We start from the raw sequence: 23,075 nt of genomic DNA, 5'->3' as shown, positions 1-23,075 counted from the left end.
AGCGCCACACAGATTTCCGGCCTGCCTGGCCAACTCCAGCCCGATGATGATGTCGGGCTTTTTATTGCCTGTCTGCCAGACGTTTCGCGCCATTGCAGCGCGAAATTTCCGCAAGTCATGCCAGTGCTTTCAGCACCCCGTCAATTTGCTGCAAAACCGTCGCTTCGCCCTTCTCGCCCCAGTACAGGGTGATCATCTGCTTGTCCGCTTCGACCTTGTAGACGTTGTCCGGCAATTTTTCGAAATGATTGAGCAGCGCCGGATCTTCACAGACCTCCTGCCACTGATTGACCCACACACCCGGGGACTTTTGCCAATAACTCCAGCACTTCGGCTGATTGCCCCGGCGCGGCCGATGGTACTGGGCACACGGGCTCGGCGGCTCCTGGCTCAGCCAGTGCGGCCACTCCTGGGGCGCCAGCTGCATGGCCAGGCCGATGCGTCGCGCCTCCATGCGCAAGGCCATGCGGCCGCTCTGGTGGCGGGACGGCCGCAACCATGCCAGCGGACTCAGGACCACCAGCAGGATTGACACCACTATCCAGACCGTCATATCTGTACTCCCGATTCTTGATGAGCGCTTTGGGTCACTTTGGAACCATTGCGCTTGAAACCAGCCATACTTACCAATATTGCAATCCTCAGGAGGAGCACCTCATGCCCTACAACCATATTCTGGTCGCTGTAGATCTAACCGAAGAGTGCGATCCTGTAATCCACCGCGCTCGCGAGCTGTCGGTGAGCAACGGCGCGAAGCTGTCCCTGGTGCACATTGTCGAGCCGATGGCCATGGCCTTTGGCGGCGACGTGCCGATGGACCTGTCACAACTGCAACAACAGCAGTTTGACCAAGCCAAGGAGCGGCTTGACCGCCTGATCCTGAAATACCCGGAGCTCACCAAGGAATACAGCCACCTGACTTACGGCCAACCGCGCCAGGAGATTCACCACCTGGCCAAGGAACAAACCTGCGACCTGATTGTGGTCGGCAGCCATGGTCGACATGGTTTAGCTCTGCTGCTCGGCTCTACCGCCAACGACGTGCTGCACGGTGCGCCCTGCGATGTGCTTGCGGTGCGCCTGATCAAAAGCTGACAACGCGGATCAATGTGGGAGCGGGCTTGCTCGCGAAGGTGGCTTAACATTCAACAAATACGCTGACTGATACAGCACTTTCGCGAGCAAGCCCGCTCCCACATTGGATCTTTGGCAGCCCGGTAGATCGCATTCCATACCAAAAGCCCGGCGTTCATTTCTGAACGCCGGGCTTTTTTATGGCAGCAGGATCAATCAGGCATCCAGCTCGGCCCAACGCTCGACCATCACCTCGAGTTCAGCCTGCAATTGCTCAAGCTGAGCAATCACCGCTGCGGTCTCGGCGGCCGGGCGCTGGTAGAAAGCGACATCCGCCATCTGCGCTTCAACGGCGGCAATCTGTTGTTCCATGGCTTCGATCTGGCCCGGCAGCATTTCCAGCTCACGCTGATGCTTGTAGCTGAGCTTTTTCTTCGCCACCGGCGCTTCCACTGCAGCAACAGGCGCCGCTTCGGCGGTCACGACGGCGGAGGTCAGGTCGGCCTTGCCGGACTTGCTCTCGGTCACGCCCAGCAGGCGCGGCGAGCCGCCCTGACGCAGCCAGTCCTGGTAACCACCGACGTACTCGCGAACCTTGCCTTCACCTTCGAAGACCAGGGTGCTGGTAACCACGTTGTCGAGGAATGCCCGGTCGTGACTGACCATCAGCACGGTGCCGTTGAAAGTCAGCAGGACCTCTTCCAGCAGTTCGAGGGTTTCAACGTCGAGGTCGTTGGTCGGTTCGTCGAGGACCAGCAGGTTCGCCGGTTTGCTGAACAGTTTGGCCAACAGCAAGCGGGCACGCTCACCACCGGACAGCGCCTTGACCGGCGTGCGGGCACGCTGCGGGCTGAACAGGAAGTCGCCGAGGTAGCTCAGCACGTGACGGCTCTGACCATCGATATCGATGAAGTCGCGACCTTCGGCCACGTTGTCGATCACGGTCTTTTCCAGGTCCAGTTGATGGCGCAACTGGTCGAAGTAGGCCACGTCGATGCGCGTCCCCTCTTCCACAGTGCCGCTGGTGGGCTGCAAGCCGTTGAGCATCAGTTTCAGCAAAGTAGTCTTGCCGGTGCCGTTGGCGCCCAGCAGACCGATACGGTCGCCGCGCTGCAGGACCATCGAGAAATCCTTGATCAGGAACGGGCCGCCCGGGTGAGCGAAACTCACGTTCTCGAGGACCATCACCTGCTTGCCGGACTTGTCGGCTGTATCCAGTTGGATGTTGGCCTTGCCGGTGCGCTCACGACGTTCGCTACGCTCGTTACGCAGGGCTTTGAGGGCACGGACGCGGCCTTCGTTACGGGTGCGGCGTGCCTTGATGCCCTGGCGGATCCAGACTTCTTCCTGGGCCAGTTTCTTGTCGAACAACGCGTTGGCGGTGTCTTCAGCAGCCAGGGAGGCTTCTTTGTGCACCAGGAAACTGGCGTAGTCGCCGTTCCAGTCGATCAAGCCGCCGCGATCCAGTTCGAGGATGCGGGTCGCGAGGTTCTGCAGGAAAGAACGGTCGTGCGTGATGAACAGCACGGCGCCCTGGAAATCCTTCAGCGCTTCTTCGAGCCAGGCAATCGCACCGATGTCCAGGTGGTTAGTCGGTTCGTCGAGCAGCAGCAAGTCCGGTTCGGAAACCAGGGCCTGGGCCAGCAGGACGCGGCGACGCCAGCCGCCGGACAATTCGGCGAGGGTCTTGTCGGCCGGCAATTGCAGACGGCTCAAGGTGCTGTCGACCAATTGCTGCAAACGCCAGCCGTCGCGGGCTTCGAGGTCGTGCTGGACGTGCATCAGTTTGTCCAGGTCGGCGTCGGTGACGATGTTCTGGCTCAGGTGGTGATACTGCGCAAGCAGCTCGCCCACACCGTCCAGGCCTTCGGCGACGACGTCGAACACGGTCCGCTCGTCGGCTACCGGCAATTCTTGCGGCAATTCGCCAATCTTGAGGCCGGGTGCACGCCAAACGGAGCCGTCATCGGGCTTCTGGTCGCCCTTGACGAGCTTCATCATGCTGGACTTGCCAGTGCCGTTGCGGCCGATGATGCACACCCGCTCACCACGGGCGATCTGCCAGGACACCTTGTCCAACAACGGCGTAGAGCCGAAAGCAAGGGACACATCGCTGAATTTGAGCAGGGTCATGAGCTTCTCCAAAAACCGGGCGCGCATTCTACCTGACTTGAGGCTTCAGAAGGCCGGCAATTTCACCTGTGTAGCACTCTGCATGACAATTGTTGCGATCTTGCACTGACAGGCCGGCAAAGCTTTCGCCCGTCGCTGGCAAAAGGCTAAGCTACAGATTATTCAGTGTGGGCATCGCCAGCACTTGTCATGATTTTTCTGCCCGGATGTCTCATGCGCAGTCGCCTTTTCAGTCTTTTTTCGTGTTTGCTTCTTTCTGCCACTGCCGCCCAATCAGTCCAGGCGGTGGATCTGTCCACCCAACGCCAGTATTACGATGAAGCCAAGCGTGCCTTGGCCAAAGGCGATTCCGAGCCTTATTTCCGTTACAGCCAGGCCCTCAGTGATTACCCGCTGGAACCGTACCTCGCCTACGACGAACTGACCGCGCGCCTTAAAACCGCGAGCAACGCCGAAATCGAGAAATTCCTCGCCGAACACGGTGATCTGCCCCAGGCCAACTGGATGAAATTACGCTGGTTGCGCTGGCTGGCCGATCGCGGGGACTGGGCGACCTTCGTCAAGTATTACGACCCCAAGCTCAACTTCACCGAACTGGACTGCCTGAACGCGCAGTACGAGATCGGCCATAACCTCAAGGCCCAGGGTTACGCCAACGCCGACAAACTCTGGCTGACCGGCAAATCCCAACCCGAGGCCTGCGATGGTCTGTTCGGCGCCTGGGCCGCCGACGGTCAACTGACCGAACAGAAACGCTGGGAACGCACCAAACTCGCGGCACAGGCACGCAACTATCCGCTGGCCAACAGCCTGGTCAATGGCCTGAGCACCCTCGCCCCACGCGGTCGCCTGTTGATTGATGTGGCGCAGAAACCCGAGTTGCTCAACCAGCCTTCACGATTTGTCCCGGCCGACGAGCCGATGTCCGACATCGTCAGCCTTGGCTTGCGCCGCCTGGCCAAGCAGGATCCGGACAAGGCCATGGACCTGCTCGACGGTTATGCCAGCAGCATGCACTTCTCCCGGGATGAAAAAGTGGCGATCGCCCGGGAAATCGGCCTGACTCTTGCCCGGCGCTATGATCCCCGCGCACTCGATGTGATGACCAAGTACGACCCGGAGCTGCGGGACAACACCGTGTCCGAATGGCGCCTGCGCCTGCTGCTGCGCCTGGCGCGCTGGGACGACGCCTATCAGTTGACCCGCCGCTTGCCCCAGGACCTGGCCACCACCAATCGCTGGCGCTACTGGCAGGCACGCAGCCTGGAACTGGCGCAGCCGCAGAACCCGGAAGCGCAAACGCTGTACAAGGGCCTAGCCCGCGAGCGTGACTTCTACGGTTTCCTTGCCGCCGACCGTTCGCAACTGCCTTACTCGCTGCTCAACAAACCACTGGTCCTCAGCCAGGCCACCATCAATAAAGTGCGCAACACCCCCGGTATCCGTCGCGCCCTGGAGCTGCACGCCCGTGGCCAGGTGGTCGATGGCCGTCGCGAATGGTATTACGTCAGCCGCCACTTCAGCCGCGACGAAATGGTTGCCCAGGCAAAACTGGCCTACGACCTGAAATGGTACTTCCCGGCGATCCGCACCATCAGTCAGGCGCAGTACTGGGACGACCTGGACATTCGCTTCCCGATGGCCCACCGCGACACTCTGGTGCGTGAAGCCAAGGTCCGTGGCCTGCATTCGAGCTGGGTGTTCGCTATCACGCGCCAGGAAAGCGCGTTCATGGACGACGCCCGCTCCGGCGTCGGCGCCAGCGGTCTGATGCAACTGATGCCCGGCACCGCCAAGGAAACCGCGCGCAAGTTCAGCATCCCCCTGGCCTCGCCCCAGCAAGTGCTCGATCCGGACAAAAACATCCAGCTCGGCGCCGCTTACCTGAGCCAGGTCCACAGCCAGTTCAACGGCAACCGCGTCCTCGCCTCCGCCGCCTACAACGCCGGCCCCGGCCGCGTGCGCCAATGGCTGCGCGGCGCGGATCACCTGAGCTTCGACGTGTGGGTGGAAAGCATCCCGTTCGACGAAACCCGCCAATACGTGCAAAACGTACTGTCGTACTCAGTGATCTACGGCCAGAAGCTGAACTCGCCGCAACCGCTGGTGGATTGGCATGAGCGGTATTTCGATGATCAGTGATGGTCTATTGATCTTGCGCTGAACCGTAAACAAAAATGCCCGCATCGATTGATGCGGGCATTTTTTGTGACGCTCTACTTGGTCGGTTACTTAGTCGGTTACTTGGTCGCTACTGGGTCGGTTACTGGGTCGGTCTGAGTATCTCGACCATCACTAAACTGCAACGCCGCCAACCGCGCATACAACGCATTGCTCGCCACCAGCTCCTGATGCGTGCCCACCGCCACCAGTTTCCCTTGGTCCATCACCGCGATCCGGTCGGCGTTTTTTACGGTGGCCAAGCGGTGGGCGATGACCAGGGTGGTGCGGTTTTTCATCAGGCTGGGCAGGGCTTGCTGGATCAGGTGTTCGCTTTGGGCATCGAGGGCGCTGGTGGCTTCGTCCAGCAACAGGATGGGGGCGTCCACCAGCAGCGCCCGGGCGATGGCCAGGCGTTGGCGCTGGCCGCCAGACAGGCCGAGGCCGCCGTCGCCGAGGTGGGTCTGGTAGCCGTTTGGCATTTGTTCGATGAAGTCGTGGGCGTAGGCGATTTTTGCCGCTTCCTGGACCTGGGCCAGGGTCGCGCCCGGGTTGCCGTAGCGGATGTTCTCTTCAATGCTGCCGAAGAACAGCGCCGGGTTTTGCGAGACCAGGGCGAAGCAGCGGCGCAGGTCCAGTGGATCGAGTTGGGTCAGCGGCACGCCGTCGAGGAGGATGCGTCCTTCGGCGGGGTCGTAGAAGCGCAGCAGCAGGTCATACACGGTGGACTTGCCCGCGCCGGAGGGGCCGACCAGCGCCAGGGTTTCGCCCGCGTTGATCGTCAGATTCAGGCCATTGACCGCGTAGCTTTCAGGACGCGACGGGTAGGAAAAACGCACATCCTGCAACTCCAGGTTCCCTTTCACCCGCTCGGGCAACGCCACCAGCCCACTGGTCGGCGGCTGGATGATGTTTTCCGAGCGCAGCAGTTCGGCAATCCGCTCCGCCGCGCCAGCCGCCCGCTGCAACTCGCCAATGACTTCGCTCAAAGTGCCGAAGGCACTGCCGACGATCAGGCTGTAGAACACAAACGCCGCCAGTTCGCCACCGGAAATCCGCCCGGCGATCACGTCCATGCCACCGACCCAGAGCATGACCCCAACCGCCCCCAGCACCAGCACGATCACCAGCGTGATCAACCACGACCGCTGGAGGATGCGTTTACGCGCGGTGTCGAAGGCTTGTTCCACGGTGATGGCAAAGCGTTTTTCGTCCTGGACCTGATGGTTATAGGCCTGCACGGTCTTGATCTGGCCGAGGGTTTCGGAGACGTAGCTGCCGACATCGGCGATCCGGTCCTGGCTTTCGCGGGACAGGCTCCTGACCCGCCGCCCGAAGATCAGGATCGGCGCGACCACCAGCGGCAAGGCAATCACCACGATGCTGGTGAGCTTGGGGTTGGTGATAAACAGCAACACGATCCCGCCGATCACCATCAGCAAGTTGCGCAAAAACAGCGACAGCGACGAGCCGATCACCGATTGCAGCAGCGTGGTGTCGGCAGTCAGCCGCGACTGGATTTCGGAGCTGCGGTTGTCTTCATAAAAACCTGGGTGCAGGTAAACCAGATGGTTGAACACCTGGCGGCGAATGTCCGCGACCACCCGCTCGCCAATCCACGACACCAGATAAAAACGCGCAAACGTGCCGATGGCCAGCCCGACCACCAGGACCATGAACAAGCCGATGGACTGGTTGAGCAAATGCGGCGATTGGGTCATGAAACCCTGGTCCACCAACAGGCGAATGCCCTGGCCCATGGACAACGTGATGCCCGCCGTGACGATCAACGCGAGTAAGGCGCCAATGGCCGGCCAGCGATACGGCGCAAGAAAATGAAGGGTCAGGCGCAAGGCGCGACGGTGACGGGAAGTGAGCATCGGGTTCATCCAGGTTCGCGACAGTAGCGATTGATAGGGCCTGCCTACACTCTCAATGGGGTGGAACTCTGTAAATCACAATGAGTCAGGTTAATTATGACCGCCGCGACTAGTGCCTAGACGCTATTGGTCTAAAGTCCGGGTGGCAACGATGCACTATTTCTGGTGGACTGATATTGCCGACCTCGAGAGACCGTAGGGAGTTGTCACAGCCCGGTCACTTGGCGGTTTTACAGTAAGCACACAACCTGATGAGGAGACAGGCCATGTCCTTGCAAAACAGCAGCGAAGACAAGATTCAAGTGATCCGCACACAGCCAGACCAGTCTCTGGGTTGCTCGATTATCGATGCAGACGGGCGCGAAGTACCGATCACTGAAGGCATGATCCAGGACGCTTGCCGCGAACTGGAGAAGCGATTGGTCAAGCCTGCCGAACAAGAGTGATATAGCCACCGTCTTCTTGACCCGGCCCTGGTTGGCCGGGTTTTTTGTGGGTGTTCGTCAGGGAATAGTGGTGCGGCTATTCGCGAGCAAGCCCGCTCCCACAGGGATGTCGGTCGAACACATAATTGAGTTTACCCAAAATCCCTGTGGGAGCGGGCTTGCTCGCGAAGGGGCCGACTCGATCCCTAGACCGCCACCGCGCCAAGGGCCGCCACTATCTTTTGCAACTCTGCCGATTCCCCTTCAATTCTCACCTGCAACCCATCAATCTCCCGGCGCGACGGGTAATTTTTCCGTAGCCCATCAAACGCCACCCGCTGTTCGCTCACCGTGCCGACCAGGCTGCGGCGGAAATCCGCATCGTCGCGGCGCGGGTCGTACACGCCACGGCACAACATCGCCAACGCCCAGGCCGGATCGCTTTCAGCATTGAGGGTCACCTGCGACAACCACGGCGCTGGCAGCAAATCGCTGAGGCTGACCTGGGCCGGTTGACCGAGGAAGTCGCAATACGCCTGATAGATCTGCGCCGTGCCGCGCTGCTTGCCGTCGAGGCTGTAACCGGCGATGTGCGGGGTCGCCAGCACGCACAGGTCAGCCAGCGCCACGTCGACTTCCGGCTCGCCTTCCCACACGTCCAGCACCGCTTGCAAGTCTTCACGCTGCAACAACACTTGGCGCAAAGCGGCGTTATCCACCACCGGACCGCGACTGGCGTTGATCAGCCAGGTGCCGGGCTTGAGTTGATTCAATCGGGTTTTATCGAACAGATGCCAGGTCGATTGCGCGCCGTGCTTCTTTAACGGCGTGTGCAGGCTGATGACGTCGCACTGTTCGATGATCTGCTCAAGGCTGACGAAATCGCCGCCCTGCGCCGCTTGCCGGGGCGGATCGCAGACCAGCACGTTCCAGCCCAGGCCTTGCAGGACTTTGACCAGTCGCCCGCCCACTTCGCCGGCACCGACTACGCCGTAGGTGCGTTTAGTCAGGTCGGCGCCTTCGATTTCGGCCAGGGTCAGCAGGCTGCCGAGCACGTAGTCGACCACGCCCCGGGCATTGCAGCCGGGTGCGCTGGACCAGGTGATGCCGGCCTGTTGGAAGTAATCCAGGTCCAGGTGATCGGTGCCGATGGTGCAAGTGCCGACAAACTTCACATTGCTGCCTTCGAGCAATGCGCGGTTGACGTTGGTCACCGAACGCACCAGCAATACATCGGCCTGTTCAACCGTCGCACGGTCGATGGAACGCCCCGGCACCCGGCGGATTTCACCGAAACCTTCGAAGAAGGCATCGAGCAGCGGGATATTTTCGTCGGCAACAATCAGCATGGCGAGGCTCCTTTGGCGGATCGGCAGTGTAGTTGTAGATGACACGCCACGCCTAGCTTGCAGGTGAGAGAGGATTACAAATCCCTAACACAGCTCTTTTCCTGACTGGCGCGTCAGCGGGTAGAATGCGCCGCCCTTGCGCATCAAATACCCTGGACGCTTCGCCCTTGAATTCCGTGACTGACCGCCCCACTGCAACCGCCCTCACCCGCCCCGCCCGGGTTCGCCTGGAGCTGAAGAACCTGTTCGCCCTGGCGCTGCCGATCATGATCGCGCAACTGGCGACCACCGCCATGGGCTTCGTCGATGCGGTGATGGCCGGCCGGGTCGGGCCGCGAGACCTGGCCGCCGTGGCGCTGGGCAACTCGATCTGGGTCCCGGTGTTTTTGTTGATGACCGGCACGCTGCTGGCGACCACACCGAAAGTCGCCCAGCGCTTCGGCGCCGGCACCCACAGCGAGATCGGCCCGATCGTGCGGCAGGCCCTGTGGCTGGCGCTGGTGGTGGGCTTGATGGCGACGGCCATGCTCGTCGCCGCCGAACCGATCCTGCACCTGATGAAAGTCGATCCGGAACTGATCGGCCCGTGCATGCAATACCTGCACGGCATTGCCGCCGGTTTGCCAGCGGTGGCGTTCTACCATGTGTTGCGCTGTTTCAGCGACGGCATGGGCCGCACGCGCCCGGCGATGATCCTCGGCCTGTGCGCACTGGCGCTGAACATCCCGCTCAACTACGTGTTCATTTATGGTCACTTGGGTGTGCCCGCCATGGGCGGCGCCGGCTGTGGCTGGGCGACGGGGATTGTCATGTGGTTCATGGCCCTCGGCATGGTGGCCTATACGCGCTGGGCGCCGGCCTACCAGAAAAGCGAGCTGTTCAGCCGTTTCGACTGGCCACAATGGTCGGTGATCAAACGCTTGCTGGGCATCGGCCTGCCGATCGGCATCGCGGTGTTTGCCGAATCGAGCATCTTCGCGGTGATCGCCCTGCTGATCGGCAGCCTGGGCGCGACGGTCGTGGCCGGTCACCAGATTGCGCTGAACGTCAGCTCCCTGGTGTTCATGATTCCTTACTCGTTGGGCATGGCTGTGACCGTGCGCGTCGGCCAGGCACTCGGTCGCAACGAACCACGGGAAGCGCGCTTCGCCGCCGGTGTCGGCATGGGCAGCGCGTTGGCCTATGCCTGCCTGTCGGCGAGCATGATGCTGTTGCTGCGCGAACACATTGCCACGATCTACACGACTGATCCGACGGTGATTCATGTCGCGGCAATGCTGATCGTGTATTCGGCGCTGTTTCAGTTTTCCGATGCAATCCAGGTCACAGCGGCGGGTGCGTTGCGCGGCTATCAGGACACCCGGGTGACGATGATCCTGACGTTGTTCGCCTACTGGGGGATTGGTTTGCCAGTGGGCTACGCCCTGGGCCTGACCGACTGGCTGGGCGCGCCAAGCGGCCCGAGCGGGCTGTGGCAGGGTTTGATCGTGGGCTTGAGTTGCGCGGCGCTGATGCTGTCGATCCGCCTGGCGCGCAGTGCACGCAAGCGGATCCGCCTCAGCAAGTCGACGGGTTAAGCGAGTTTCTTGCGGATCCAGTAGAGGTAGGTGCCGGCCTCTTCATGCTGGCCGACCAGTTCATGGTCGAGGAACACGCAGAACTTGGGGATATCGCGCCGGGTCGACGGATCGGTGGCGATCACCTTGAGCAGGCCGCCGGGCGCCAGATCACGGATGTGCTGGTGCAGCATCATCACCGGCTCCGGGCAGTTGAGGCCGGTGGCGTCGAGGGTGCCGTCAACCGGCGTATCAATCATTTCACTCATGATTCACTCCTGAAACTGGCCGGCATTGTTGCGCATTGCCGGGTGTTCGGTCATCTGTCTCATAACACCGCCCCCGCCCCTGTAGGAGCGAGGCTTGCCCGCGAAGGCGTCCTTGAAGACGCTAAAAGCTTCGCGGGCAAGCCTCGCTCCTACAGGGCTGTGTAGCGCCCCGCACATACGGGGTAGGCGGTGTGGCTTAGCGGGACTTGGGTTTCTTCACGTCGATCCGGCGCAAGTGGCAGGTCACTTCTTCGCGGTCGTGGTACAGCTGCTTACAGCCGATCTCGACCTTGATCCCGCGCTCCTTGAAGCCCTCGGCGATGCGTTCGAGCAGGCGCTTCACTTCCGCGTAACGCTGTTTCATCGGCAGCTTGAGGTTGACCACCGCTTCGCGGCAATGGCCTTCGCCAATCCACTCTTCGAGCATCGCGGCGTTGCGCGCCGGTTTCTCTACGATGTCGCACACCATCCAGTCCACCGGTTGACGGGGTTTGAAGGTGAAGCCGTCGGCCATCAAGTGTTGTACCAGACCGGTGTCCATCAGGCTTTCGGCCATCGGGCCGTTGTCGATGGCAGTCACCAGCATGCCGCGATTGACCAGTTGCCAGGTCCAGCCGCCCGGCGCGGCGCCGAGGTCGACGCCAGTCATGTCGCTGTGCAGACGCTCGTCCCACTGATCCCGGGGGATAAAGTGGTGCCAGGCCTCTTCCAGCTTCAAAGTCGAACGGCTTGGCGCGTCCCGCGGGAACTTCAGGCGCGGGATCCCCATCGGCCACATCGCCGAGTTGTTCGACTCGGCCAGGCCGACGAACACTTCACGACCGCTTTTGAAGGTCAGCAACAGGCGCGGTTTGCTCGCATCTTCCACCAGTCTGCCGGCGGCCATCAGCGCCTTGCGCAAGTGACCTTCGAACTTCTTGCAGAAGTTCGACAGCTCCTTGCCATCGTTGGTGTCGACCATTTCCAGCCACAGGCTGCCGCATACCGGGAAGTCGACGATGTGCGCAAGGATCACGCTGATGCGGTCGGTTTCCGGCAGGTCGATGAAAATCCCCCGGGCCCATTGGCGCGGGAAGATCAATTCGGCGAAACGCTGGCCACGCATCAGGCGCTCGGCACCGTCTTCTTCGGTGCAGATGAATTCGGCGCAGGCGCTGGCGGTCTTGGCCTTGGCATAACCGGCCACGTTCAGCCGTGCGGCGTGTTCGGCAATCTCGGAACAGACTTCGCCTTCGAAGCCCGGCCGGCAATGCATAAAGAGGGTGTTCATTCTTACTCCTGGGCAGATGGCGAGAATTCAGCCACTGCGCGATGCCCAGGCTTGCGTTGAAGCAAAGCCTGTCACGAAAACCGGCGCATGATAGCCGAGTTCGGAACCTTGGACTCGCCCATAGAGTCCAGTTATTAGCTTTAACGAATGAACAGGGCTAGGTTAAAGGCTCTGCTTGTCCCGTCAGTCCGTAGCCGTGCGGACCCAAAGGAGTTATTTCAAATGCCGTCCCTCGATAGCCTGAAAACCCTTAAAACCCTGCAAATCGACGACAAGACCTACCACTATTTCAGTCTGCCCGACGCTGCCAAGAGCCTCGGTGATCTCGACAAGCTGCCGATGTCGTTGAAAGTGTTGCTGGAAAACCTGCTGCGCTGGGAGGACGAAAAAACCGTCACCGGCGCCGACCTCAAGGCAATTGCCGCGTGGCTCAAGGAACGCCGCTCCGATCGCGAAATCCAGTACCGCCCGGCCCGCGTCCTGATGCAAGATTTCACTGGCGTGCCCGCCGTGGTCGACCTGGCCGCCATGCGCGCCGCCATGGCCAAGGCTGGCGGCGATCCGCAGCGAATCAATCCGCTATCTCCCGTGGACCTAGTGATCGACCACTCGGTAATGGTCGACAAATTCGCCAGTTCCAGCGCCTTCGAACAGAACGTTGACATCGAAATGCAACGCAACGGTGAGCGTTACGCGTTCCTGCGCTGGGGCCAAAGTGCCTTCGACAACTTCAGCGTGGTGCCGCCGGGCACCGGTATTTGTCACCAGGTAAACCTGGAATACCTCGGACGCACGGTCTGGACCAAGGACGAGGACGGCCGCACTTACGCCTTCCCCGACACATTGGTCGGCACCGACTCCCACACCACCATGATCAACGGCCTCGGCGTGCTCGGCTGGGGCGTGGGCGGGATCGAAGCGGAAGCGGCGATGCTCGGCCAACCGGTGTCGATGCTGATTCCGGAAGTGATCGGTTTCAAACTCACTGGCAAGCTCAAGGAGGGCATCACCGCCACCGACCTGGTGCTGACCGTCACGCAAATGCTGCGCAAGAAAGGCGTGGTCGGCAAATTCGTCGAGTTCTACGGTGACGGCCTCGCCGACCTGCCGTTGGCCGATCGCGCGACCATCGCCAACATGGCCCCGGAATACGGCGCCACCTGCGGTTTCTTCCCGGTGGACGACGTGACGCTGGACTACCTGCGCCTGTCCGGCCGCCCCGCCGAAGTGGTCAAATTGGTCGAGGCCTACACCAAGGCCCAGGGCTTGTGGCGCCTGCCGGGCAAGGAACCGATTTTCACCGACAGCCTGGAACTGGACATGGCCAGCGTCGAAGCCAGCCTCGCCGGGCCGAAACGTCCGCAGGATCGTGTTTCGCTGCCAAATGTCGCCCAGGCCTTCAGCGATTTTCTCGGCCTGCAAATCAAACCCACCAGCAAGGAAGAAGGTCGCCTGGAAAGTGAGGGCGGCGGTGGCGTCGCGGTGGGCAACGCCGACATGGTTGGCGAAGCGGACTACGAGTCTGAAGGCCACACCTATCGCCTGAAAAACGGCGCAGTGGTGATTGCGGCGATTACGTCCTGCACCAACACCTCCAACCCGAGCGTGATGATGGCGGCCGGGTTGGTGGCGAAGAAAGCGGTCGAGAAAGGCCTGAAGCGCAAACCGTGGGTCAAGAGTTCGCTGGCGCCGGGTTCGAAAGTGGTTACCGACTATTACAAGGCGGCCGGGCTGACGCAGTACCTCGATGAATTGGGTTTTGCCCTGGTCGGTTATGGCTGCACCACCTGCATCGGCAACTCCGGGCCGTTGCCGGAGCCGATCGAGAAAGCGATTCAGAAAGCCGACCTGGCCGTGGCCTCGGTGCTGTCCGGCAACCGCAACTTCGAAGGCCGGGTGCATCCGCTGGTGAAAACCAACTGGCTGGCCTCCCCGCCCTTGGTGGTCGCTTATGCGTTGGCGGGTACGGTGCGCATCGATATCAGCAGCGAACCCTTGGGCGATGACAAGGACGGCAACCCGGTGTATCTGCGGGATATCTGGCCGAGCACCAAGGAGATCGCCGACGCGGTGAATCAGGTCAACACCGCGATGTTCCACAAGGAATACGCCGAAGTGTTTGCCGGTGATGAGCAGTGGCAGGCGATTGAAGTGCCGCAAGCCGCAACGTATGTGTGGCAGGAAGATTCGACCTACATCCAGCATCCGCCATTCTTCGATGACATCGGCGGGCCGTTGCCGGTGATCCAGGACGTGAAGAAAGCCAACGTGCTGGCGCTGCTCGGCGATTCGGTGACCACCGACCACATCTCCCCCGCCGGCAATATCAAGGCCGACAGCCCGGCCGGGCGTTACTTGCGCGAGAAAGGCGTCGAGCCACGGGACTTCAACTCCTATGGCTCCCGTCGCGGCAACCACGAAGTGATGATGCGCGGCACCTTCGCCAACATCCGCATTCGTAATGAAATGCTCGGTGGCGAAGAAGGTGGCAACACGATCTACATTCCCACCGGTGAACGGTTGCCGATCTACGATGCGGCGATGCGTTATCAAGCGTCGGGCACGCCACTGGTGGTGATCGCCGGGCAAGAATACGGCACCGGGTCGAGCCGCGATTGGGCGGCCAAGGGCACGAATCTGCTAGGGGTCAAAGCGGTGATCGCCGAGAGCTTCGAGCGGATTCACCGCTCCAACCTGGTGGGCATGGGCGTACTGCCGCTGCAGTTCAAACTGGATCAGAACCGCAAGAGCCTGAACCTGACGGGCAAGGAGACCGTGGACATTCTCGGGCTGACCGGCGTCGAGGTGACCCCACGCATGAACCTGACACTGGTCATCACCCGCGAGGACGGGACCAGCGAGAAGGTCGAGGTGTTGTGCCGGATCGATACGCTTAACGAAGTGGAATACTTCAAGGCCGGGGGGATTCTGCATTACGTGTTGCGCCAGTTGATTGCCTCATAAGCACCGCTGCTGACACAGACACCGCCTTCGGGCGGTGTTTTTGTTTGTGTCCTGCACCGAACAAAAATACCCTGCACACCGCCGATCCATTGTGGGAGCGAGCCTGCTCGCGAAAGCGGAGTGTCAGGCGACATTGATGTTGGATGTACTGGCCCTTTCGCGAGCAGGCTCACTCCCACAAGGGGTTATGTGTCGAACACAAATCCCCAAAACACCACCAATCAACTGTGGGAGCGGGCTTGCTCGCGAAAGCGGTGTAGCAGGCGACATTGATGTTGGATGTACTGGCCCTTTCGCGAGCAAGCCCGCTCCCACAGGGTACTGCGTCACATTGCACATTTATTGGTACAAGGACTTCCCATGCTCGCTCTGCCATGGCTCTACCTGGCACTCCTCTCCATCGGCTATGCAATCGCGCTGATCTACGGCCAACTTGGCTGGCTCGCGGCGATCTCCATTGCGCTGCTGCTGTTCGCCGGTTTCGCCGTGCGCCAGCAAAAGATCCAGGCCGGCCGCTACATCGGCCATGGTCTGTTCATCGTCCTCGCCCTGGCGCTGGCGATGCATTGGCTGCCTGGTTTCTACAACGGTCGCGGCATCGACCCGCAGCGTTTCACCGATGATGCCGTGCCGTTTTCCATGTATTTGAACCAGGACAAACCGCTGATTGGTTTCTGGTTGTTACTGGTTTGCCCATGGATTGTCGGCCGGCGCTCGCTGCGGCTGTCGATTTACGCCACCGCGCTGGCGCTGACCCTGAGCGTCGTACTCGCCCTTGGTGGCGCGCTATTGCTCGGCATGATCAGTTGGGCACCGAAATGGCCCGACCAAGCCTGGCTCTGGGTGTTGAACAACCTGCTGCTGGTCACCCTGGTCGAAGAAGCGCTGTTTCGCGGCTATATCCAGGGCGGTCTGAGCCGACGCTTCAAACACCTGCCCTACGGTGAAAACCTCGCCTTGCTGCTCGCCTCGCTGTTGTTCGGCCTGGCGCATCTGGGCGCAGGCTGGCAATGGGTGTTACTGGCGAGCCTGGCCGGTGTCGGCTATGGTCTGGCCTACCGATTTGGCGGGTTGGGTGCGGCCATCGCTACCCATTTCGGCTTGAACCTGCTGCATTTCGGTCTATTCACCTACCCGATGCTCGCCGGCTGACGCAACGGTCGTTTTGCGACGCGCTGCTGATTATTGAAAAATATTTTCAACAATTCCCTGACCACGCCGACAACCTCTCAAAGCCTCACGGATTGAAAAAGCCATGCGTAACAACCAACCCATTACACAACGCGAACGGACCTTCCCGGCTCAGCAACGGTTGATTTCCACGACCGACGCCAAAGGCGTGATCACTTACTGCAACGACGCCTTTGTCGAAATCAGTGGGTTTTCCCGTGAAGAGCTGATCCGTGCGCCGCACAACCTGGTCCGTCACCCTGACGTGCCGGCGGCGGTTTTCGCGCATATGTGGGGGACTTTGAAACAAGGCTTGCCATGGATGGGCATTGTCAAGAATCGCTGCAAGACCGGTGATCACTACTGGGTTAACGCCTATGTCACACCGGTTTTCGAAGGCAATCAGGTGGTCGGTTACGAGTCGGTGCGGATCAAACCCACCGCCGAACAGATCCGCCGTGCCGAAGCGCTCTACCAACGCATCAACCAGGGCAAGTCGGCGATTCCTTCGACCGATAAATGGCTGCCGGTCCTGCAGGACTGGGTGCCGTTCATTCTGATCAGCCAGGTCAGCTTCATGATCGGTGCCTCGCTCAACTCCCACTGGGGGTTTGCCTTGGCTGCCGGTCTATCGGTGCCGCTGGGCCTGATGGGTTTGAGCTGGCAACAGCGCGGCCTCAAACGCCTGCTGGTACTGGCCGGGCAAACCACTTCCGATCCGCTGATCGCGCAGATGTACACCGACAGCCGTGGCGCCCAGGCGCGTTTGGAGATGTCGATCCTCAGCCAGGAAGCACGCCTGAAAACCTGCCTGACCCGTCTGCAGGACACCGCCGAGCACCTGACCGAACAAGCCAAGCAGTCCGACACCCTGGCGCACAAAAGCTCCAGTGGCCTGGAACGCCAGCGCGTCGAAACCGAGCAAGTGGCCACCGCCGTCAATCAGATGGCCGCCACCACCCAGGAAGTCGCCAGCCACGTGCAACGCACCGCTGACGCCACCCAGGAAGCCAATCGCCTGACCGGTCGCGGTCGTGACATCGCCGGGGAAACCCGCGAAGCGATCCAGCGCCTGTCGGTGGTGGTCGGTGAAACCGGCCAGACCGTGACTCAACTGGCCAAGGACAGCGACGAAATCGGTGGCGTGGTCGATGTGATCAAAGGCATCGCCGACCAGACCAACCTGCTGGCGCTCAACGCCGCCATCGAAGCGGCTCGCGCCGGTGAAATGGGCCGTGGTTTCGCGGTTGTTGCCGATGAAGTACGGCAACTGGCGCAACGCACCAGCGAATCCACCGGGCAGATCCATGCCCTGATCGCCAAACTGCAACAGACCGCCAACACCGCCGTGCAAACCATGGACGCCGGGCATCGCCAGGCCGAAGAAGGCGTAGCGCGGGTACTGGAAGCGGACCAGGCACTGATCGGCATCAGCGAAGCGGTGGCGCACATCACCGACATGACCACGCAGATTGCAGCCGCGACCGAAGAGCAAAGCTCGGTGGCCGAGGAAATCAGCCGTAACATCAGCAACATCTCGCAACTGGCGGACCAGACCTCGGAACAGGCGCAACACTCGGCGTTGTTGAGTGAAGAGCTGACCAAAACTGCAAATACCCAGTATTCGTTGGTGGAGCGGTTTAACCGCTGATTGTTGCTGGAAGACAAAAACCCGGACAGCTAAGGCTTCCGGGCTTTTTTTGGCCCATGAGATTGATCGCCGACAAGCACCAAGCATGTTTTTGACAAGGCGTCTAGCTGTCAAGTTTGACAGTAGACGTTTCTGAACAGAGGCCCTATCAATTGCTCGCCAACACACGGCTCGGCAGTTGATTTATACCCCTGCGAGGAAAAGGATTTTGCAATGACCCCACGAAAGATTGTCATCCCGAAACAGAACAGTATTCAGATAGAGGGGAACACCTTCGGCTGGAGTCTGGGCGGTAATCGAATCCACGCGCAGCACAGCTTTTTCTGCCGAATGCTGTCTGAACAGGGTCGCTGGGTTTTCGGCGGACTTACAGGTTCCCCTGATCAAGACAATTACTTCAGCCTGGATTTCAATGTGCCTGACCTGGGTGACGATGTGCTGGAACGCACTTACCAGCTCGGGGATGGGCAAGGACTGCGCGTTACCCACACCTACTCGCTGCCTGGCCCTGACGGGGTCAGCGTCATCGAGGTGATCGACGCCGACTATGCCGAACTGACGATCCGGCTCGACCCGATCAAAAGAACCGTGCGAGGCGACTTTAACGCCAACTTCAAGTCTGTTGGCCTGACGCCGGAAGGCGCGTTTCAATTGAAAATCGAATAGCCATTGCGCTCCAGTTTTTACCTGGCAGACCGCTTTCGCGAGCAAGCCCGCTCCCACAGGGGAATGCATTCCAAAGGTGGGAGCGGGCTTGCTCGCGAAGAGGCCCTCACTGACACCGCACACATCACTGAAGAAACGAAGCCACCTTCTGCGCCGCAGCCGCCAAATGCTGCTCATGGGTAAACCCGGAAGCCTTCAACGGCTTCAGATCATGATCCCCGGCCACGAGCCAGAACACCTCGATACTCGGCGACAACGCATAAGCCTCGACCGCTTCCCGATTGCCCAACGCATCCCGCTCACCCTGGACAATCAAGGTCCGGGTCTTGAGCACGGCCAAATGCTCGACCCGCGGTTTCTCCGGTTTGCCCACTGCGTAAAACGGATAGCCCAGGCACACCAGCGCATCCGCGCCCAATTCATCCGCCAGCAAACTGGCCATCCGCCCGCCCATGGATTTGCCACCAATGGCCAAACGCCCAGTGACATGGCGTCGCACCTGGGCATACACCTCACGCCAGCATTCCAGCAGTTTCGGTGCCGGGTTGGGTGGGCGTTTACCGCCGTCAGCGCGACGTTGCGCCATGTACGGAAACTCGAAGCGCAACACGTTGACGCCCAGTGCGGCAAGGCGTGCAGCCATGTCGCTCATCCAGCCGCTGTCCATCGGCGCGCCGGCACCGTGGGCGAGGATCAGCGTGGCCGATGACGGCTTCGACGCCGCATTCCACAGCCAGCCATTTTCCGCCACGCACCGCCCCCATTGATCCCCGTCAATACTGGCCTTGTGCTCTTTGTCCATGCTTGCCTCGCTTTTAGTCTGCCTATAACTCCAGGCGAAGGAAGCGCTTGCCTCGTGCGCGCGCATTCACTTCGGCTGAACCGTGGATGGGGAACCATGAACACTTCTATCAGTACCGCCTACAACTACAAGGTGGTCCGCCAATTCGCCATTATGACGGTGGTGTGGGGCATCGTCGGCATGGGGCTCGGGGTTTTTCTCGCGGCTCAATTGGTCTGGCCCGAACTCAACTTCAATTTGCCGTGGACCAGTTTCGGACGCCTGCGCCCGTTGCACACCAACGCGGTGATCTTCGCCTTCGGCGGTTGCGCCCTGTTCGCCAGTTCGTTCTATTCGGTGCAACGCACCTGTCAGACCCAACTGTTTGCACCAAGAATCGCCCAGTTCTGCTTCTGGGGCTGGCAATTGGTGATCGTCCTGGCGGCCGTCAGCCTGCCGCTGGGCTACACCAGTTCCAAGGAATACGCCGAGCTGGAATGGCCGATCGACATCCTGATCACCATCGTCTGGGTCGCCTACGCCATCGTGTTCTTCGGCACGCTGGCCAAGCGCAAGACCAAGCACATCTATGTCGGTAACTGGTTTTTCGGCGCGTTCATCGTCACCGTGGCGATCCTGCACATCGTCAACAACCTGGAAATCCCGGTCAGTTGGACCAAGTCCTACTCGCTGTACGGCGGCGCCACTGACGCCATGGTGCAGTGGTGGTACGGCCACAACGCCGTAGGCTTTTTCCTCACCGCCGGTTTCCTCGGAATGATGTACTACTTCGTGCCGAAACAGGCCGAACGTCCGGTGTACTCGTATCGTTTGTCGATCGTGCACTTCTGGGCGCTGATCACCCTGTACATCTGGGCCGGTCCGCACCACTTGCACTACACCGCATTGCCGGATTGGGCGCAGTCACTGGGCATGGTGATGTCGCTGATCCTGCTCGCGCCCAGTTGGGGCGGGATGATCAACGGGATGATGACGCTCTCGGGGGCCTGGCATAAGTTGCGCAGCGATCCGATCCTGCGCTTCCTCGTGGTCTCCCTCGCCTTCTACGGCATGTCGACCTTTGAAGGGCCGATGATGGCGATCAAGACCGTGAACGCCCTCTCCCACTACACCGACTGGACCATCGGCCATGTTCACGCCGGCGCGCTCGGCTGGGTGGCGATGATTTCCATCGGCGCTCTGTACCACATGATCCCGAAAATTTTCGGTCGCCCACAGATGCACAGCATCGGCCTGATTAACGCGCACTTCTGGCTCGCGACCATCGGCACCGTGCTCTACATCGCTTCGATGTGGGTCAACGGCATTGCCCAGGGCCTCATGTGGCGCGCTGTCAACGAAGACGGCACGCTGACCTACTCCTTCGTCGAAACCCTGGTGGCCAGCCACCCAGGCTTCGTCGTGCGGTTGGTGGGCGGTGCGATCTTCTTCAGCGGCATGTTGCTGATGGCCTACAACACCTGGCGCACCGTGCGGGCCTCGCAGCCTGCCGAAGCCGCCGCTGCCGCGCAGATGGCCTGAGGAGTCCGCCATGAAACACGAAACCATCGAGAAAAACGTCGGCCTACTGCTATTGCTGATGATCCTGGCCGTGAGCATCGGCGGTCTGACCCAGATCGTCCCGCTGTTCTTCCAGGACGTGACCAATAAACCGGTGGAAGGCATGAAGCCTTACACCGCGCTGCAACTGGAAGGTCGCGACATTTACATCCGCGAAGGCTGCGTCGGTTGCCACTCGCAGATGATCCGGCCGTTCCGCGCCGAAACCGAACGCTACGGCCACTACTCGGTCGCCGGTGAAAGCGTCTGGGATCACCCGTTCCTGTGGGGCTCGAAACGTACCGGGCCGGACCTGGCGCGAGTCGGCGGTCGTTACTCCGAAGACTGGCACCGCGCGCATTTGTACAACCCGCGCAACGTGGTGCCGGAATCGAAAATGCCCGGCTACCCATGGCTGGTGGCCAATCAGCTCGACAGCAGCCACACCGAAACCAAGATCAAGGCCATGCGCACCCTCGGCGTGCCGTACAGCGACGACGACATCACCGGTGCCGTCGCCTCGCTCAAGGGCAAGACCGAAATGGATGCGTTGGTCGCCTACCTGCAAGTGCTCGGCACTGCCATCAAGAGCAAGAGGTGAGCCATGTTCTTTGATATGAGCAGTGGAATGATCCGCGGCCTGGGCACGGTCGTGGTGTTTGTGGCCTTCGTCGGCCTCGCGTTATGGGTGTTCAACAGCAAGCGCAGCCCGGAATTCGCTGAAGCGCGTTTGCTGCCGTTCGCCGATGAACCACTACCCGATGACGCCACCCAAGAACCTGAAACAAGGAGTACCCGGCCATGACCACCTTCTGGAGTACGTGGATCTGCGTACTGACCATCGGCAGCCTGATCGGCCTGACCTGGCTGCTGATCGGCACCCGCAAGGGCGAAACCAAGGGCAGCGTCGACCAGACCATGGGGCACAGCTTCGACGGCATCGAGGAGTACGACAACCCGCTGCCGCAGTGGTGGTTCATGTTGTTCGCTGGCACGCTGGTGTTTGCCGTGGGTTACTTGGTCCTGTATCCAGGCCTGGGCAACTGGAAAGGCGTGCTGCCGGGCTACGAGGACGGTTGGACCGGCGTCCACGAGTGGGAAAAGGAAATGGACAAGGCAGATGCCAAGTTCGGCCCGATCTTCGCCAAATTTGCCGCCATGCCGGTGGAAGAAGTAGCCAAGGATCCGCAAGCGCTGAAAATGGGCGGTCGCCTGTTTGCCTCCAATTGCGCGGTGTGCCACGGCTCGGACGCCAAGGGCGCCTTCGGCTTCCCCAACCTGGCTGACAGTGATTGGCGCTGGGGCGGTGATGCCGACATGATCAAAACCACGATCATGGGCGGACGCATGGCGGCGATGCCGGCCTGGGGTGAAATCCTCGGCGAGGCGGGCGTGAAAAACGTTGCCGCGTATGTACGCCATGAACTGGCCGGCCTGCCGCTGCCCGCCGACAGCAACGCCGACGTGCAAGCCGGACAGCAATTGTTCAGCACCACTTGCGTAGCCTGTCATGGGGCAAATGGCCACGGCACTGAAGCCATGGGCGCGCCGAACCTGACGCACCCGGCCGGATTCATCTACGGTTCAAGCCTGGCGCAACTGCAACAAACCATTCGTCATGGCCGCCAGGGCCATATGCCGGCGCAGAACGAACTGCTCGGCAACGATAAGGTGCAACTGCTTGCAGCCTATGTTTTCAGCCTGTCACACGGTGTCAGCACCGAGCGCTTGCAGGCTGAAGGCAAAAGCGAATAATTCTTGACCGCTCTGCTGCCGCATTCTCCCGGATGCGGCAGTTCCCTGCTTCTTTGCGACCCATTGTCGCACCCTCGATTACTCTCCCTTTCGGTTCCCCGGTTTCGGGTCTACGCTTGCTCGATGCGGACTGGCAAAGTACCGGTTCCAGGTCGACCTTAGCCGATGTGTTCGACGAATCTGCTCGATGACAGGCCGCAAAGGCTGGTAGATACCGGCTGTCGTGCAAATTGCCTTCTGTCACCTGAACCTTGCGTTTGAACATACCCCGTTACAACTGACCTGAACCCCTCGCCTTTTTCATCCGCTGCGACATTTTGTCCGGGGCTGATTTTGTCCTTACGCGGCGCATGGAAAGGCCGCAGAATCAGCTTCTGAAAGCATTGACCCAGGTCATGGTGCGTTGCAATGC

The 23,075-nt window shown here is 60.6% G+C and carries 19 protein-coding genes; 12 read left to right on the top strand and 7 right to left on the bottom strand.

The window, feature by feature from the left end:
* Positions 1–115: 115 nt before the first annotated feature.
* Positions 116–553 carry a hypothetical protein gene (locus BK665_RS04840; RefSeq protein WP_123403384.1) on the bottom strand — a complete coding sequence of 146 codons (438 nt, stop codon included), beginning with the start codon at positions 551–553 and terminating at the stop codon, positions 116–118.
* A gap of 104 nt (positions 554–657) precedes the next feature.
* Between BK665_RS04840 and BK665_RS04835 the strand changes: the two genes are divergently transcribed.
* On the top strand, positions 658–1,095 hold the full coding sequence (locus tag BK665_RS04835; RefSeq protein WP_123403382.1) for a universal stress protein: 438 nt from the start codon (positions 658–660) through the stop codon (positions 1,093–1,095).
* Positions 1,096–1,290: 195 nt separating this feature from the next.
* On the opposite strand, the gene BK665_RS04830 is transcribed toward BK665_RS04835, so the two are convergent.
* A complete protein-coding gene (locus BK665_RS04830) occupies positions 1,291–3,207 on the bottom strand; it encodes an ATP-binding cassette domain-containing protein (protein WP_123403380.1) in 1,917 nt (638 codons plus the stop codon).
* A gap of 213 nt (positions 3,208–3,420) precedes the next feature.
* Here BK665_RS04830 and BK665_RS04825 point away from each other — a divergent pair, with 213 nt between their 5' ends.
* On the top strand, positions 3,421–5,349 hold the full coding sequence (locus BK665_RS04825; RefSeq protein ID WP_123403378.1) for a transglycosylase SLT domain-containing protein: 1,929 nt from the start codon (positions 3,421–3,423) through the stop codon (positions 5,347–5,349).
* Positions 5,350–5,447: 98 nt separating this feature from the next.
* Here the strand turns inward: BK665_RS04825 and BK665_RS04820 are convergent, their stop codons facing one another.
* Positions 5,448–7,256: an ABC transporter transmembrane domain-containing protein gene (locus tag BK665_RS04820; protein ID WP_185076427.1), complete on the bottom strand. Its 1,809-nt coding sequence runs from the start codon at positions 7,254–7,256 to the stop codon at positions 5,448–5,450.
* 257 nt (positions 7,257–7,513) lie between these two features.
* On the opposite strand from BK665_RS04820, the gene BK665_RS04815 reads away from it, so the two are divergent.
* Positions 7,514–7,693 carry a PA1571 family protein gene (locus tag BK665_RS04815; protein WP_123403374.1) on the top strand — a complete coding sequence of 60 codons (180 nt, stop codon included), beginning with the start codon at positions 7,514–7,516 and terminating at the stop codon, positions 7,691–7,693.
* 185 nt (positions 7,694–7,878) lie between these two features.
* Here the strand turns inward: BK665_RS04815 and pdxB are convergent, their stop codons facing one another.
* On the bottom strand, positions 7,879–9,021 hold the full coding sequence (gene pdxB / locus BK665_RS04810; RefSeq protein ID WP_123403372.1) for a 4-phosphoerythronate dehydrogenase PdxB: 1,143 nt from the start codon (positions 9,019–9,021) through the stop codon (positions 7,879–7,881).
* 167 nt (positions 9,022–9,188) lie between these two features.
* Between pdxB and BK665_RS04805 the strand changes: the two genes are divergently transcribed.
* Positions 9,189–10,598 carry an MATE family efflux transporter gene (locus BK665_RS04805; RefSeq protein ID WP_123403370.1) on the top strand — a complete coding sequence of 470 codons (1,410 nt, stop codon included), beginning with the start codon at positions 9,189–9,191 and terminating at the stop codon, positions 10,596–10,598.
* On the opposite strand, the gene tusA is transcribed toward BK665_RS04805, so the two are convergent.
* Both tusA and rlmM read right to left on the bottom strand, forming a co-directional pair.
* Entirely contained in the window at positions 10,595–10,846 is a 252-nt protein-coding gene (gene tusA, locus BK665_RS04800) for a sulfurtransferase TusA (RefSeq protein WP_123403368.1), read from the bottom strand. The two genes, BK665_RS04805 and tusA, sit on opposite strands and share 4 nt — an antisense overlap.
* Before the next feature lie 196 nt (positions 10,847–11,042).
* A complete protein-coding gene (rlmM, locus tag BK665_RS04795; RefSeq protein ID WP_123403366.1) occupies positions 11,043–12,116 on the bottom strand; it encodes a 23S rRNA (cytidine(2498)-2'-O)-methyltransferase RlmM in 1,074 nt (357 codons plus the stop codon).
* Between the two features lie 222 nt (positions 12,117–12,338).
* Between rlmM and acnA the strand changes: the two genes are divergently transcribed.
* From acnA to BK665_RS04770, 4 genes are all read left to right on the top strand, one after another.
* Positions 12,339–15,080: an aconitate hydratase AcnA gene (gene acnA / locus BK665_RS04790; protein WP_123403364.1), complete on the top strand. Its 2,742-nt coding sequence runs from the start codon at positions 12,339–12,341 to the stop codon at positions 15,078–15,080.
* A gap of 360 nt (positions 15,081–15,440) precedes the next feature.
* Positions 15,441–16,232 carry a CPBP family intramembrane glutamic endopeptidase gene (locus BK665_RS04780; RefSeq protein WP_123403362.1) on the top strand — a complete coding sequence of 264 codons (792 nt, stop codon included), beginning with the start codon at positions 15,441–15,443 and terminating at the stop codon, positions 16,230–16,232.
* Positions 16,233–16,335: 103 nt separating this feature from the next.
* Positions 16,336–17,901 carry a methyl-accepting chemotaxis protein Aer gene (locus BK665_RS04775; RefSeq protein ID WP_123403359.1) on the top strand — a complete coding sequence of 522 codons (1,566 nt, stop codon included), beginning with the start codon at positions 16,336–16,338 and terminating at the stop codon, positions 17,899–17,901.
* Positions 17,902–18,114: 213 nt separating this feature from the next.
* Positions 18,115–18,567: a hypothetical protein gene (locus BK665_RS04770; RefSeq protein ID WP_123403357.1), complete on the top strand. Its 453-nt coding sequence runs from the start codon at positions 18,115–18,117 to the stop codon at positions 18,565–18,567.
* A gap of 124 nt (positions 18,568–18,691) precedes the next feature.
* Here the strand turns inward: BK665_RS04770 and BK665_RS04765 are convergent, their stop codons facing one another.
* Positions 18,692–19,369 (bottom strand): alpha/beta family hydrolase, encoded by a 678-nt coding sequence (locus BK665_RS04765; protein WP_123403355.1) that lies wholly within the window; start codon positions 19,367–19,369, stop codon positions 18,692–18,694.
* A 96-nt stretch (positions 19,370–19,465) separates the two neighbouring features.
* On the opposite strand from BK665_RS04765, the gene ccoN reads away from it, so the two are divergent.
* From ccoN to ccoP, 4 genes are read left to right on the top strand one after another with little or no spacing between them, the layout of a single operon-like run.
* Positions 19,466–20,890, top strand: coding sequence for a cytochrome-c oxidase, cbb3-type subunit I (gene ccoN / locus BK665_RS04760; RefSeq protein ID WP_123403353.1), 1,425 nt, complete (start codon positions 19,466–19,468; stop codon positions 20,888–20,890).
* Positions 20,891–20,900: 10 nt separating this feature from the next.
* Positions 20,901–21,509, top strand: a complete 609-nt coding sequence (ccoO, locus tag BK665_RS04755; protein ID WP_123403351.1) for a cytochrome-c oxidase, cbb3-type subunit II — start codon at positions 20,901–20,903, stop codon at positions 21,507–21,509.
* Between the two features lie 3 nt (positions 21,510–21,512).
* Positions 21,513–21,713 carry a cbb3-type cytochrome oxidase subunit 3 gene (locus BK665_RS04750; RefSeq protein ID WP_123403349.1) on the top strand — a complete coding sequence of 67 codons (201 nt, stop codon included), beginning with the start codon at positions 21,513–21,515 and terminating at the stop codon, positions 21,711–21,713.
* On the top strand, positions 21,710–22,663 hold the full coding sequence (gene ccoP / locus BK665_RS04745; protein WP_123403347.1) for a cytochrome-c oxidase, cbb3-type subunit III: 954 nt from the start codon (positions 21,710–21,712) through the stop codon (positions 22,661–22,663). The genes BK665_RS04750 and ccoP overlap by 4 nt, the downstream gene beginning before the upstream one ends.
* The last annotated feature ends 412 nt before the right edge of the window (positions 22,664–23,075 follow it).

Origin of the sequence: Pseudomonas frederiksbergensis, assembly GCF_003732665.1 — a bacterium.
GTDB lineage: Bacteria > Pseudomonadota > Gammaproteobacteria > Pseudomonadales > Pseudomonadaceae > Aquipseudomonas > Aquipseudomonas frederiksbergensis_G.
Note: the sequence above shows the minus strand (reverse complement) of the source record. Positions and strands in the feature narration are given on the sequence as shown.